Raw genomic sequence first — 13,588 nt, 5'->3', positions numbered from 1 at the left:
TCACGTGGGCACCGGGCCTTCCCGTAGGGACGATGCGCGCTACAGGGCCGCTGAGACGGCCCTGTGGGAGCAGTTCGGGTTGGTGCCCACGGAGCTGTGGGTCGAGGTGGCGGACCTGGGGCTGAAAGTGCGGGCTCTTGTGGTGGGACCCGACGAGGGCAGGCCGGTGGTGTTCGTCCATGGCACGCCCACGGCCGGGGGAGTGTGGGCGCCGCTGGTAGCGCGGCTGCGAGGGGTGCGCGCGGTGGTGGTGGACCGGCCCGGTTGCGCGCTCAGCGAGCCGATGGATCTCACGCGCCTGACCCCACAGTCGTTGCGCGACGTCAACGCGGCGTGGCTGGGTGAGCTGGTGTCCGCCCTGGATGCCCCTGCGGTCGACGTGGTGGGCAACTCCGCAGGTGGCATGGCTGCGATCATGTTCGCCGCATCCCGGCCCAACTTGGTGAGGTCCCTGGTGTTGGATGGCGTTCCCGCGGTGAGCGGCATGCGTCTGCCCCCTGCCATGCGGGCCGCGACCATGCCGTGGGTGGCCCGCGCGGTGTCGCGGCACACCGTCACGGCGGCGGACCTGCGGCGGTCGTTCCGCTCCATGGGCCACGGTCGCCTGTTCGACTCCGGTGGGTTGTCCGCTCCCGAGATTCAGTGGCGGACGGCGCTGTCGACTTGCACCGACACGTTCGTGCACGAGCTCGCTTTGCTCGCGGTGGCCGCCAACTGGCGCGGGCCCCGCCGCGCCTGGGTGCCGGGGCCCCGGGAGGTGGGCGCACTCGCCATGCGCTCGCTGTGGGCCGTGGGGGACAAGGATCCGTTCGCGAATCCCGAGCGGGTGCGGCGTTGGGCACGCAGGGCCCCGCACTCGGAGTTCACCGTGCTCGAAGGGTGCGGCCACCAGCCGTGGCTCGACGACCCCGAGGGGCACGCACGCATGCTCGAACAGTGGTGGCAGGCCGCGGGCCACACTCCCCGGCGATCCTCACCGGACTCTCAGGCCGTTCCCAGGTAGGCATCACAGGATGGTTGTCACGGAGGCACACCACGGCCTTCGACAACTGAAGACCTGGGGCATGTCGAGGCCATCTTTCGACACGCCTCAAGGGCGGCCGGTGGCATTGACACCCCCCCATCCACCGGAGCTACCGGCCGCCGACCACGATCCGGTCCGCGACACCTGCCATGTCGCGGGCCGGCTCACCAGTCACACCCAACCCGCCGTGAAGGGAGAATCATGGACCTCATCGCACGTGGCCACGACAGTGGGGCGACAGCCATCTGGGCCGGAGTGTTCTGGCTTCTCGCGATCATCGCGATTGGCGCGTTTGTGTATGCCTTGACCCGTCTGCTGCTTGACCGGCGTAGTGAGGCGCGAGCGCAAGCCGCGACCGCATCGGCCGTTCCGAACGTGCCCATGCCCGTGGTGGAGCCTGCGGTTCCCGCGAGAGCGATCCTCGATGAGCGGCTTGCGCGCGGCGAGATTGACGTCGCGGAGTACCGCGAGCGGCTTGACGCGCTTGGCACCTAGATCTCCTTGGCCCGCATGAGCCGTCCGCACTCGTCGCCCCCCTCCTTGCGAGTGCGGGCGGCTCATGTGTGTCAGGTGAGGTCGTAGGTGAGGAGCACCTGGCCGGTGCTCAGGCGTTCGTTCTCGACGACCCTGGCGGAGCGCGGCTGGTACGCGCCCGAGAACAGCGGCAGCCCCGCTCCGATGACCACGGGCGCGACCCGCAGGCGGATCTGATCGACGCATCCTCCCTGCAAAAGGGCCGATGCGAGGGACAGGCTTCCCCACACGATGATGTCTCGCTCGTACATGGCTGACAGACGGTCGGCGGTTTCGCAGGCGTCGCCGGGTTCGAGTGTGGCCGGCTCGTGTTCGCCCCACGGCGCCTTGCCGAGCGTGGTGGAGACCACGTGGCGGGGCAGTGAGTTGATGGGCGCGGCGAGGGGGTCGTCGGTCGCGGCCGGCCAGTAGGTGATGAACATCTCGTAGGTCACCCGGCCCAGCAGGATGGCATCGGCTTGGTCGAGCTCCGCGAGGGCGCGATTCACGATCGCGGTGGTGTCCGTCAGGGAGGCGTCGACCCAGTCGAGCTCTCCGCCCGGTCCAGCGGCGAAGCCATCGGCAGTGACGTGTTGCTCAACGATGATGCGACCCATGGATCTGACGGTACGGCGTGTGCGGCCGATGCGCGCGCCGTGCCCGCCCTCCCCGTCAAATGGATCCATTTTCCTTTTCTCGGGGAGGAGTGTCGGGCGCTTTGCTCGCGTGATGGGCGGCAAGGAGCGGTGGTGGCTACCGCGAGCCAGCGGCCCTTGGCGACTCTCTGTGCTCAGCCCAGTGCTGTGCCAGCCACTCGACCTGCGTGTCCAGCAGCCGTACTTGAAGTTCTGAGCCCTGCAGGCGCGCGTACTGGGGGTACGTCGCAAGGTCCTCGCTGACGTCCACCTTGAGGCGGCTCGGGTCGATGGCGAGTGCCCCGTCGTCGAAGAGCCGATGGATGTCTCGCCGCAGCATGAGGCCGCCGTGAGGATGGTGCTCGCCAAGTTTGGCGTAGCGATAGAGGTGCCCGGCCTCGAGGGCGCGAAGCGGAGCGGCACCCGTGAATGCGCAGACGTTCCCGTATCGCTGAAGAATGTGCTGGCGAAACTCGCTTTGGCCGCGGCGCACGCGCACCACGGTCTCGCTGAACCCGCCGGGAATCGTGACGACGAGGCCATCGCCGTGTCCCATGCTGGGTGCTGGCAAGCGCGACGCGAGGCGGCGGAGCGCGAGGTCCGAGTGGTGCTCGACCAGCGACACCTGAAGCGCCTCCCAATGAATCGGGCGCATCGCGTTGATGTCCGTGGCGTGCACGCTGAGTGTCTTGATCTCCTCGGCGTTGATCCGGCTCTCGAGTGCAGACCATCCGGCGTCGTATCGGGCGCGGTACTGGGTGACCTCGATCACTTCGATACGTGGCACGTCAAACTCGCGATGGCAGCCGCGCTTGGCGCAGCGGTACTGGGGCTGCTTGGTGGTCCTCAATGCGATCCTGGTGCTTCCGCATCCAGGACATCGATTGAGTTGCTTGGTGCCCGGCCAACTCTCGATGGTCTCGATGACGGACACGCCCAGGACTCGCTTCTTATCCCATAGGGCGATGGGGTCGCCCTCAGCAAGGTTGCGCGCGTTCGGAACGTTGCTGTCCCACGAGTAGTAGGCATCGATTTGGTCGTCGTAGCCTTCGTTGCCCCCATGGCCACGGCTGTCTCCGGCTGCCATCAGCAACCAGGCGTGTCGACCTTCGCGAACCATGTCGGCAGCTTGGCAGCTGCTGGCCGGCCCGACAAGCGTGGCGTGACGGAATACCCACCACCACGCCCACGTTGACCGCACCATGACCACGCTCGGCATCATCGGATCAGGCAATATCGGCTCCAACGTCGCGCGCGCAGCGATCGCGAACGGCTACGAGGTGGTGATCGCGAACTCCCGCGGTCCCGAGAGCCTCGGCGAACTCGTCGCGGAACTGGGGGAGAAGGCGCGGCCGGCCACGGTTGAGGACGCGGCACGCGCGGCCGACCTGATTCTGGTGGCCATCCCTCTCAAGGCCATCGACTCGCTGCCGGTTGAGCCCTTCGAGGACAAGGTCGTCATGGACGCGGGCAACTACTACCCGCAGCGCGACGGCCGGATCGAGGCGCTCGACCGCAACGAGTCCACGACCTCGGAACTGCTCCAAAGGCGCCTGCCGCACAGCCATGTGGTCAAGGCGTTCAACAACATCTTCGCCAAGGACATCGCCGCCGACGGCCTCCCCGACGGCGACCAGCGCCGCCGTGCACTTCCCATCGCGGGAGCGGACCACGGCGCTAAGGCCAAGGTCGCCACGTTCCTCGACGACCTGGGCTACGACGCCCTCGACTTGGGGCCGCTGAGCGAGTCGTGGCGCGTCGAGCGCGACACCCCCGCCTACGGCAAGCGGGTCACCCTTGAGCAACTCAAGGACCTCACGCGCGACGTCGAGCGGGTCGACCAGACCTGACTCAGTCACAGGTGAACCAGCCAGAACGCCACCCAAGAAGGCGGTGTTCGACGGCAAGGTTCTCGCGGAGGCCACCAATGACGGCCTCGTCGGCTTAGGGCGCCTCCACGCACGTTGGCGCGCATCCAGTAGACCAGGACCTTTGCGCACTAGACTCGCGCGCAGGCGGCAACTGGGCCGCCCGCGAGACGTGTTCCTTGGGGGGTCACATGTCAGGCTTCGCCGCTCAGGCTCGAGCGATTCCGCTGTACGCCACAGGCGCGACGGTGGTGGGCGCCTTCATCATTGGAATGACAACGCTGAGCCGGGTCGGCCCGCAGTCGAGCGAGGTGCTGGACTCGCTTCCCGAGACTGCCCTGGTCGGTGGTCTGGAGGCCACTGCGGGCGCGCTGATCATCAACCCGCTGTTCCTGGTCGCGGTTCTGCTGCGCTATCTGGGATACAAAAAGCTCGCCGCCAAGCGGGGCGAGAATTCCTGGGTGCGCATCATCGCGTGGTGCGCGGAGACGGTGTTCGCGGTTGTCGCCCTGAACCTTGTTCTCATTGCCACCGAGCCGGTGCTCGATGCGGGGTTTGCCTGGATGCTCTACGCAATGGTGGTGCTCCTGTGGTTCGTGGTGAGCGCAGTGTTCTTCGTGGTGACCCTCGTCATCAAGAAGCCGCTGTCGCAGACTCAGCTTGATGCCAGAGCCGCCAAGCCCACCTGGGAGTAGGCGCCGCCTAGCGACGCCAGCAGGGCCGATGCGCCTGCCGTCGGGCCCATAGGTTTCCGCCCTTTACCTGGGGTGACGTATGTGATGTGTGTGTTCGTGGAATACACGCCCCCGAATCCATGGTTGAATCCCACCATGAACGCCCCCACCTTCAACACGCCCTCCATGCCCGCGCGCCGCGCGATGTGCATGCCGTGTTGTCGCGGCGTCATGATGTGCTCGTGCTGAGCGGACTGAACACCCCCGCCACCTGAGCCCGGCCGCCCCGGCTTTCGCCGCATCGGCCCCTCGTCGTCAATCGACGACCCCCGGCATTCGCCACCCCCGACATTCCTGTCGTAGCGCCTTGGTGCGCATTTCCCCACGCAATGGTGCGGTGCTTTCCGCACCGTGCTGCTTGCGTCCTTTCGAAAGGCAAGTTATGAAGATCCGTCACGCTCTCCCCGTCGTCGCCGCCGCATCGGCCCTGCTGCTGGCCGCGTGCTCAAGCGCCGAGCCCGAGGGCGCCGAGACGGCGACCGACACCTCGCTCACCGACGTCCAGGACGCTGGCGTGTGGGTGGTGGGCACCGAGGGCACCTACCGCCCCTTCACCTTCCACGAGGAGGGCACCGGCGAACTCACCGGCTATGACGTCGAGGTCGCTCGCGCAGTCGCCGAGCAGCTCGGTGTCGAGGTTCAGTTCGAGGAGACCCAGTGGGACGCGCTGCTCACGGGCCTCGAGGCCGGCCGCTTTGATGCCGTTGCCAACCAGGTGGGCATCACGCCCGAGCGCGAGGAGGTTTACTCCTTCTCGACCCCGTACACCTTCTCCAACGGGGTGCTCGTGGTGACTGAGGACAACGCGGACATCGCCTCCTTCGACGACGTCGAGGGTCGCGTGCTCGCCCAGTCGCTCACCTCCGCGTTCGGCCAGCTCGCCAAGGACTCCGGCGCGCAGATCGAAGCCATCGAGGGCTGGGCGCAGGCCGTCGAGCTGCTGCTTCAGGGCCGTGTCGAGGCCACCATCAACGACAAGCTCACGTGGCTCGACTACCAGACCACCCACGGCTCCAACGGCCTCAAGGTGGTCGCGGAAACCGACGACTACTCGCGCAGCGCCATCGCCTTCGCCGGCGGTGACGACGCGCTGGCGGACGCCGTGTCCGAGGCTCTCGCGACGCTCGCCGCCGACGGCACGCTCGCGGAGATCTCGACCGAGTTCTTTGGTGACGACGTCTCTGCGGAGCCCGCTGCCTAATGAACATCGACTGGCCCCTCTTTTGGGATTCGGCCGGCCCGCTGGCGGCCGCTGCGATCGTCGGCACCATCCCGCTCGCGTTGGTTTCCTTCGCGGTGGGCATGGTGCTCGCGATCGCCGCGGCGCTCGCGCGGCTCTCGCGCAACCGGCTGCTGTCCGGTGCGGCACGGCTGTACATCTCGGTGATCCGTGGCACGCCGCTGCTCGTGCAGCTGTTCGTGGTGTTCTACGGCTTGCCATCCGTGGGGCTAGTCATCGACACCTGGCCGTCCGCCGTCATCGCGTTGTCTCTCAACGTGGGCGGCTACGCGGCCGAGGTGGTGCGCGCCGCGATCCTGTCGGTCGACAAGGGCCAATGGGAAGCCGCGTACATGGTCGGCATGTCGCGCCGCACGGCCCTGAGGCGGGTCATCCTGCCTCAGGCCGCGCGGGTCGCGGTGCCGCCGCTGTCCAACACCTTCATCTCGCTGGTCAAGGACACGTCGCTGACCTCGCTGATCCTGTTCTCCGAGATGTTCCGCAAGGCCCAAGAGATCGCGGCCTTCACGCAGGACTTCATGTTGCTCTACGTCGAGGCGGGTCTCATCTACTGGGTGATCTGCTTGGTGCTGTCCACGGGCCAGAGTGCCCTCGAAAGGAGGCTCGATCGCCATGTCGCTGTCGCCCGATAGCAACTCCACCGCGCCCGCCGGTCCGCTCCTGTCGGTGTCAGGTGTGACCAAGTCATTCGGTGACCACCAGGTGCTCCGCTCCGTCGACCTCTCCGTCGCCCGCGGCGAGGTGGTGGCGATCATCGGCGCCTCCGGTTCCGGCAAGACGACGCTGCTACGCAGCCTGAACGGCCTCGAGACGCCCGATACGGGGGTGGTCTCGGTGGGTGACGTCACCGTGGACTTCGCCTCCTTGGCAGGCGCCAAGCACGGGATCGTTGACCGCCAGCGCGCTGCGCTGCGGGACCGTTCCGCGATGGTGTTCCAGCACTATCACCTGTTCCCGCACAAGACCGTGCTTGAGAACATCACCGAGGGTCCCATCGTGGTCCACAAGCGTCCGCGCGAACAGGCGCAGGCCGAGGCCAGGGCCTTGCTCGAACGCGTGGGGCTCGACGACCGAGCCGATGCGTACCCGCATGAGTTGTCGGGCGGTCAGCAGCAGCGCGTGGGCATTGTGCGGGCGCTCGCCCTGCGGCCCGACTTGTTGCTTTTTGACGAGCCCACCTCCGCGCTCGACCCTGAGTTGGTGGGGGAAGTGCTGCTGCTCATGCGTGACCTTGCCGCGGAGGGCTGGACCATGGTCGTGGTCACCCACGAGCTGCAGTTCGCTCGTGAGGTCGCCAGCACCGTCGCGTTCATCGATGAGGGCCGCGTGCTCGAGTACGGGCCTCCTGCCCAGGTCTTGGGAGAGCCGCGCGAGGAGCGCACCCGTCAGTTCGTCAGGCGGCTCACGCACCCGCTGTAGCGCTGAGCCACAAGCCTGCGAAGGCGATCGTCGACACCAGCACCGTGGCGGCCGTGGCCAGAAGGAACGGTCGCGGTCCCACGGACAGCAAGCGCCGTACCTTCACGCCGTAGCCCAGAGCGAACATTGCCGCTGCCAAGAGCAAGGTCTGTGCGACGTCGGCGACGGCCAGGACTGCGTCCGGCACCACGGATGCAGACCGCGCCAGCATCATGGCAATGAACCCGAGCACGAAGGCGGGCACGACAGGCGGCAAGTTCCTCGCCTGATCATCGAGTTGCTGTGCCGCGGCCTCGCGCCGCTCGCGCAGGCTCAGCATCATCATCACGGGGGCGAGCAACACGATCCGCGCGAGTTTGGTGATCACGGCCACCGTGAGGGCGGTGGTCCCGATGATGCCCCCGACCGCGACCACCTGAGCAATCTCGTGGATTGAGGCGCCAGCCCATTGGCCAGCGAACACTTCGCTGAGACCAAGGGTGGAACTGATCAGTGGCACCACGCCGATCATGGCGGTGCCAAAGAGCACCACGAGCGCCACCGCTGTGACCGTCTCGGCCTCCCGCTTCTTGTGGGGGTCGGTCACGCCGGCCGTCGCGGCGACAGCCGCAGCGCCGCAGACGGAGAAGCCGCAGGCGATCAGGAGTGTCAGAGAGGGTGACACCTTCAGCGCTCGGCCCATCGCGATGGTGCCCAGGATCCCCCCGGCGACGACGCACACGACGACGGCGATCACGGGCCAGCCGAGGTCAAGCACGTCCGCCAGCACTACTTTTAGGCCGAGCAGCACGATCCCCGCGCGCAGGCCCGTCCTGGCGCACCAGTCCATCCCCGCTTGCACACCGGGAAGCGGAGGAGCGAGGTTGGCCATCAGGGTGCCCAGGACGATGGCCGCGAGGAGCGGGCTCACGCTCTGACCCAGGGTGCCCACGCCACAAGCCACCGCGCTCGCTGTCGCAGCCACCAGCAGCCCGGGCGCCAGGCTGGTGAGGCGCTGACGGAACGAGGGTGCGGTGGGGGAGTCGGTGAGGGTCGCGGTCATGACACCAGATTCGCTGGGCCAACCACGTGTGCGGTAGAGCCAAAAAAAGCCTAGGTTACAAGCATGACTTGTAGCCGGGGCGCCCGATGAGGACACCCGATCTCGACGCATTGCGCGCGCTGACCCTCGTGGCGCGGCATCTGAGTATGTCGGCCGCGGCGGAGGTGTTGGGGGTGAGTCAGCAGGCAGTCTCGCTGCGCATCCGTGCGCTCGAGCGCGATCTGGGGATACGGTTGCTGGCGCGCTCAGCGCGTGGTTCCCGGCTCACGGAGGCGGGCGAGAAGGTGGCAGCCGAGGCCGCCGTTTTGCTCGCTGCCTCCGACACGTTTGTGGACGCTGTGGAGCACTTGAGTGCTCAGCGGACAGGCCTCCTGCGCATCGGCGCCTCTTTGACCATCGCGGAGCACCTGTTGCCCGGATGGATTGCCGCGTGGAGGGCGTTGCCTCACGTGGAATCCACCGCCCAGGTCACCGCGGCGAACAGCCGCACCGTCACGCAAGACGTGCGCGGCGGAAACCTGGACCTCGGGTTCATCGAAAGCGCGGTCGTGCCCCGTGGGTTGGGGTCGCTCACGGTGGCACACGACACTGTGGAAGTCGTCGTGCAGCCGCGCCACCCGTGGGCACGGAAGGGGCGCGTGAGCGTCGCCGAACTGGCGGATACCGAGCTGATTTTGCGTGAGAAGGGTTCCGGGACCCGGCGCACGTTTGAGGCGGCATTGGCCGCGGCGGGTCATCCGCTGCACGCCGAGCCCGCCGCGACGGCGGCCACGACCTTGGGCGTGCGCAGCGCCGTGATGGCAGGTTCCGCCCCCGGCGTGCTCAGTTGCCTCGCCGTGGCCGCTGACCTTGCCGAGCGTCGCCTGGTGCGAGTCGAGGTCGAGGGGCTCGGGGTTGATCGGCCACTGACCGCCATCTGGGCCGGAGCCAGGCCGAACGCTCAGGCACGGGCCATGCTCGAAGCGATCGCACGCGAGTGCGCTGCGAAGCCACCACACCCGGCCTGACGCGCGCCATCAAAATCCCGTCAGGGTTGCGGGCCCGACCGTCAAGGAACCGTCAACGCCCCTGGTGAGTCACGTCATGCGCGGCTAGACCAGGAGTCGTGAACGATCTGATCTATGTGGCGCTCACGGTCGCCTTCTTCGCCGTATTGACCTTCATCGCTAGGCGAGGTGCCAAGTGAGCGTCCTCGACCTCGCCTTCATCGGCCTGCTCGCCGTGGCAGCGGTCTACGTGCTCGTGCACATGGTGCGCGACGCGCGGGAGGACTGACCCATGGGTGCCACCTCCACCGCTGTGCTTGCCGCCGTAGGCCAGGCGGGCCTCCTGCTCGCTGCGCTCGCGGCCGTCCACGCGCCCTTGGGTGCCTACATGGCCCGTGTGTATTCGTCGGCACACCACTGGCGGGTCGAGGCCTGGTGGTACCGGGCCACGCGCATTGATGCGACCACGGACCAGCGCTGGCGCACGTACCTGGTGCAGGTGCTGGGCTTCTCGCTGGCCTCCGTGCTGGCGCTGTACGCGCTGGGCCGGCTTCAGGCGTATCTGCCCATGAACCTGGGCTTCACGGGTCTGGACCCCGCGGGCGCATGGAACACCGCCGTGAGTTTCACCACCAACACCAACTGGCAGTGGTACTCCGGGGAGGCAGCCGCGGGTCACCTGCTCCAAATGGCGGGCTTCGCGGTACAGAACTTCGTCTCAGCCGCCGTGGGTATGGCCGTCGCGATCGCGCTCGTGCGCGGCTTCGCCCGGACGGGTGCGGACGGGCGGATCGGCAACTTCTGGCAGGACCTCACGAGGGGCGTGGTGCGTATCTTGCTGCCCATTAGTGCCATCGCCGCGATCGTGCTCGTCACGCAGGGTGTGATCCAGAACTTGGACGGGCACACCGCTATCACCACCTTGCAGGGCGGCACCCAGACCATGGTCGGGGGACCTGTCGCCTCCCAAGAGGCCATCAAGGAATTGGGCACCAATGGTGGCGGCTTCTTCAATGCCAACTCCGCCCACCCGTTCGAGAACCCCACCCACCTGAGCAACCTGCTGGAGATCTTCCTGATTCTGCTCATCCCGTCCGCCCTGCCGCGCACCTTCGGCATCCTTGTGGGAGACCGCCGCCAGGGCTGGGCGATCCTGGGCGTGATGGCCTCGCTGTGGCTCGGCGCGCTTGCGCTGGTCACGTGGGCCGAGCTCGCGGGTCCCGGCGCGGCGCCGCAACTCGCGGGCGCCGCGATGGAGGGCAAGGAATCCCGATTCGGGCTCGCGAGCAGTGCGCTCTTCGCTGCCGCGACCACCGGCACCTCGACCGGCGCCGTGAACTCGATGCACGACTCGTACACCGCGCCAGGAGGCGGGGTGGTGCTGTTCGAGATGCTGCTGGGCGAGATCGCTCCCGGAGGAGTCGGCGCCGGGCTCTACGGCATGCTGATTGTCGCGATCCTCGCGGTCTTCGTCGCGGGCCTGATGGTGGGCCGCACCCCCGAATACCTGGGCAAAAAGATCGGGTGTCACGAGATGTCGCTCGTGGCGCTGTACGTCCTCACCACTCCCGCCGTCGTGCTAGTCGGCTCCGCGCTGGCCGTCTCGGTTGGCCCTGGGCTCGCAGGCATTCAGGAACCGGGGGCGCACGGGCTCACGGAGGTGGTCTACGCCTTCACCTCGGCGGGCAACAACAACGGCTCCGCGTTCGCGGGACTGGCCACCGGCACCGGCTTCTACAACACGGCGCTCGGTCTGGCGATGCTCGTCGGGCGGTTCGTGCCCATCGCGATCGTCCTCGCCCTCGCCGGCCGCCTCGCCTCGCAACGCACCGTGCCCGCGTCGAGCGCCACCCTGCCCACGCATCGGCCCCTGTTCGTGGGCCTCACGAGTGCCGTCGCATTGATCGTCGTCGGCCTCACCTTCATCCCCGTCTTGTCCCTTGGCCCGATCGCAGAGGCGCTGTCATGACCGTCACCACCACACCTCCCTTCAACAGGGCCGATGCGCCCGTCACCACCGCCGCCGCGGCGCCCTCGCGAGGGCTCACCTGGGGGCAGGTCAAGGCCGCTCTTCCCGGCGCGATGCGCGGCCTCGACCCCCGTCAGTTGTGGCACAGCCCGGTGCTGCTGATCGTGGAGGCAGGGGCGGCCCTCACGACCGCACTCGCCGTTCTCCAGCCCAACGTGTTCGCGTGGATCGTGACCGTGTGGCTGTGGGCCACGGCGTTCTTTGCGGCGCTCGCTGAGTCGATCGCTGAGGCCCGCGGCAAGGCCCAGGCCGCCTCGCTCAGGGCGACGCAGCAGCACACCGTGGCGCGCAGAATCGCGGTGGGGGCAGGCGCTGCGGGGGAGCGCGAGTACTGGGCCGCACCCGTCACCGAGGTCGGGTCAACGCAGCTGCGGGTGGGCGACGTGGTGGTGGTCGAAGCAGGCCAGACCATTCCAGGCGACGGTGACGTCGTAGCGGGCATCGCGTCCGTCGACGAGTCCGCCATCACGGGCGAGTCGGCTCCCGTGATCCGAGAATCCGGTGGTGACCACTGCGCCGTGACCGGCGGCACCGTGGTGCTGTCCGACCGCATCGCCGTGCGGATCACAGCCCAGCCAGGGCACGGATTTGTGGACCGGATGATCGCGCTCGTCGAGGGCTCGCAGCGCCGCCGCACGCCCAACGAAATCGCCCTCAACCTGCTGCTCAGCGCACTCACGGTGGTGTTTCTGCTCGCCGTCGCCACCTTGCAGGCCTTCGCTGTCTACAGCGGCGGGCGGCAGTCCATTGTGGTGCTCATCGCGTTGCTGGTGTGCCTGATCCCCACGACGATTGGCGCGCTGCTGTCTGCGATCGGCATTGCGGGCATGGACCGCTTGGTGCAGCGCAACGTCCTCGCGACGTCGGGTAGGGCCGTCGAGGCTGCCGGCGATGTGGACGTGTTGCTCATCGACAAGACCGGCACCGTCACCTACGGCAACCGCAGGGCGAGCGAACTGCACACGGCGCCGGGCGTGAGCGAACACGACCTGGCCGTGGCCGCCCGGCTTGCCTCGCTTGCCGATGACACCCCCGAGGGCCGCAGCATCGTCGAGCTCGTCGACCACCGCGACGACGTGGTGGCGGATCCGCTGCCGCCGTCGACCCTCATGGTCGCGTTCAGCGCTCAGACCCGCATGTCCGGTGTCGACCTGCCGCTGTCCAGCGGCGTGGAAACCCTGCGCCTGCGCAAGGGGGCGGCGAGCGCAGTGCACACGTGGCTCCTGAGCACCGGTGCCGATCCCGACGCGGACGCCGCGATCGCGGAGTCCATCGAGGCGATCTCCCGTGCGGGCGGCACCCCGCTGGTCATCGCGCAGCAGCGCGACACGGCACCCGCGACGGTACTGGGCGTGGTGCACCTCAAGGACGTAGTCAAGGGTGGCATGCGCGAACGGTTCGACCGGCTTCGCGCTATGGGGATTCGCACCGTCATGGTCACGGGCGACAATGCCATCACGGCGCGGGCGATCGCGGTGGAGGCGGGCGTGGACGACGTGCTCGCTGAGGCCACTCCGGAGGACAAACTGGCGCTGATTCGGCGTGAGCAGGCGGGCGGGCGCCTGGTCGCGATGGCCGGTGACGGTACCAACGATGCGCCAGCGCTCGCTCAAGCGGACGTCGGCGTCGCGATGGCCTCCGGGACCTCCGCGGCAAAGGAGGCCGGCAACATGGTCGACCTCGACTCCGACCCCACCAAGCTCATCGAGATCGTCGAGATCGGCAAGCAACTGCTCATCACGAGGGGGGCGCTCACGACCTTCTCCGTCGCCAACGACGTCGCCAAGTACTTCGCGATTCTGCCCGCGATGTTCGCGCCGATCGTTCCTGGCCTCGACGCCCTGAACATCATGCGGCTGTCGAGCCCGCTCAGCGCGATCGCCGCCGCCGTGATCTTCAACGCGCTCATCATCGTCGCCCTGGTGCCGCTCGCCCTCCGGGGCGTGCGGTATCGCCCAGCCAGCGCATCGGCCCTGCTCGGACGCAACCTCGCGATCTACGGGCTGGGAGGGCTGGTGGCCCCGTTCGTAGGCATCAAGCTCATCGACCTGCTGCTATCCCTCATCCCCGGCCTGTAACGGCCCCCGATTGTGGAGAG

12 protein-coding genes and 1 pseudogene are annotated in these 13,588 nt (G+C 67.9%); 10 read left to right on the top strand and 3 right to left on the bottom strand.

The window, feature by feature from the left end; translation table 11 throughout:
* The first annotated feature begins 4 nt into the window (after positions 1 to 4).
* Together ACK5NO_RS01725 and ACK5NO_RS01720 are read left to right on the top strand one after the other, a co-directional pair.
* Complete coding sequence (locus tag ACK5NO_RS01725) at positions 5 to 1,003, top strand: alpha/beta fold hydrolase (protein WP_416810941.1); 999 nt, start codon at positions 5 to 7, stop codon at positions 1,001 to 1,003.
* Positions 1,004 to 1,225: 222 nt separating this feature from the next.
* Positions 1,226 to 1,519, top strand: a complete 294-nt coding sequence (locus tag ACK5NO_RS01720) for a hypothetical protein (protein WP_416810940.1) — start codon at positions 1,226 to 1,228, stop codon at positions 1,517 to 1,519.
* A 71-nt stretch (positions 1,520 to 1,590) separates the two neighbouring features.
* Here the strand turns inward: ACK5NO_RS01720 and ACK5NO_RS01715 are convergent, their stop codons facing one another.
* On the bottom strand, positions 1,591 to 2,154 hold the full coding sequence (locus tag ACK5NO_RS01715; protein WP_416810939.1) for a dihydrofolate reductase family protein: 564 nt from the start codon (positions 2,152 to 2,154) through the stop codon (positions 1,591 to 1,593).
* 136 nt (positions 2,155 to 2,290) lie between these two features.
* On the bottom strand, positions 2,291 to 3,292 hold the full coding sequence (locus ACK5NO_RS01710; RefSeq protein ID WP_416810938.1) for an HNH endonuclease: 1,002 nt from the start codon (positions 3,290 to 3,292) through the stop codon (positions 2,291 to 2,293).
* A gap of 79 nt (positions 3,293 to 3,371) precedes the next feature.
* On the opposite strand from ACK5NO_RS01710, the pseudogene ACK5NO_RS01705 reads away from it, so the two are divergent.
* The 5 genes and pseudogenes from ACK5NO_RS01705 to ACK5NO_RS01685 form a co-directional block, all read left to right on the top strand.
* A pseudogene (locus ACK5NO_RS01705) lies at positions 3,372 to 4,022 on the top strand (NADPH-dependent F420 reductase); the annotation flags it as partial.
* A gap of 209 nt (positions 4,023 to 4,231) precedes the next feature.
* Positions 4,232 to 4,735 (top strand): hypothetical protein, encoded by a 504-nt coding sequence (locus ACK5NO_RS01700; RefSeq protein WP_416810937.1) that lies wholly within the window; start codon positions 4,232 to 4,234, stop codon positions 4,733 to 4,735.
* 421 nt (positions 4,736 to 5,156) lie between these two features.
* Positions 5,157 to 5,975, top strand: coding sequence for an amino acid ABC transporter substrate-binding protein (locus tag ACK5NO_RS01695; protein WP_416810936.1), 819 nt, complete (start codon positions 5,157 to 5,159; stop codon positions 5,973 to 5,975).
* Entirely contained in the window at positions 5,975 to 6,646 is a 672-nt protein-coding gene (locus tag ACK5NO_RS01690) for an amino acid ABC transporter permease (protein WP_416810935.1), read from the top strand. Before ACK5NO_RS01695 ends, ACK5NO_RS01690 begins: the two co-directional genes overlap by 1 nt.
* Positions 6,627 to 7,433 (top strand): amino acid ABC transporter ATP-binding protein, encoded by an 807-nt coding sequence (locus ACK5NO_RS01685; protein WP_416810934.1) that lies wholly within the window; start codon positions 6,627 to 6,629, stop codon positions 7,431 to 7,433. The genes ACK5NO_RS01690 and ACK5NO_RS01685 overlap by 20 nt, the downstream gene beginning before the upstream one ends.
* Here ACK5NO_RS01685 and ACK5NO_RS01680 read toward each other — a convergent pair.
* Positions 7,417 to 8,475 (bottom strand): YeiH family protein, encoded by a 1,059-nt coding sequence (locus ACK5NO_RS01680; RefSeq protein WP_416810933.1) that lies wholly within the window; start codon positions 8,473 to 8,475, stop codon positions 7,417 to 7,419. The two genes, ACK5NO_RS01685 and ACK5NO_RS01680, sit on opposite strands and share 17 nt — an antisense overlap.
* Before the next feature lie 86 nt (positions 8,476 to 8,561).
* Here ACK5NO_RS01680 and ACK5NO_RS01675 point away from each other — a divergent pair, with 86 nt between their 5' ends.
* The 3 genes from ACK5NO_RS01675 (at position 8,562) to kdpB (ending at position 13,568) form a co-directional block, all read left to right on the top strand.
* On the top strand, positions 8,562 to 9,482 hold the full coding sequence (locus ACK5NO_RS01675; RefSeq protein WP_416810932.1) for a LysR family transcriptional regulator: 921 nt from the start codon (positions 8,562 to 8,564) through the stop codon (positions 9,480 to 9,482).
* Positions 9,483 to 9,753: 271 nt separating this feature from the next.
* Positions 9,754 to 11,430 carry a potassium-transporting ATPase subunit KdpA gene (gene kdpA, locus ACK5NO_RS01670; protein WP_416810931.1) on the top strand — a complete coding sequence of 559 codons (1,677 nt, stop codon included), beginning with the start codon at positions 9,754 to 9,756 and terminating at the stop codon, positions 11,428 to 11,430.
* The gene (gene kdpB, locus ACK5NO_RS01665) at positions 11,427 to 13,568 is read left to right on the top strand and encodes a potassium-transporting ATPase subunit KdpB (RefSeq protein WP_416810930.1); all 2,142 of its coding nucleotides are present in this window, start codon (positions 11,427 to 11,429) and stop codon (positions 13,566 to 13,568) included. Before kdpA ends, kdpB begins: the two co-directional genes overlap by 4 nt.
* Positions 13,569 to 13,588: the final 20 nt, after the last annotated feature.

It is taken from the genome of Demequina sp. (assembly GCF_047975725.1).
GTDB lineage: Bacteria > Actinomycetota > Actinomycetes > Actinomycetales > Demequinaceae > Demequina.
This window is presented reverse-complemented; position numbering and strand designations above follow the sequence as displayed.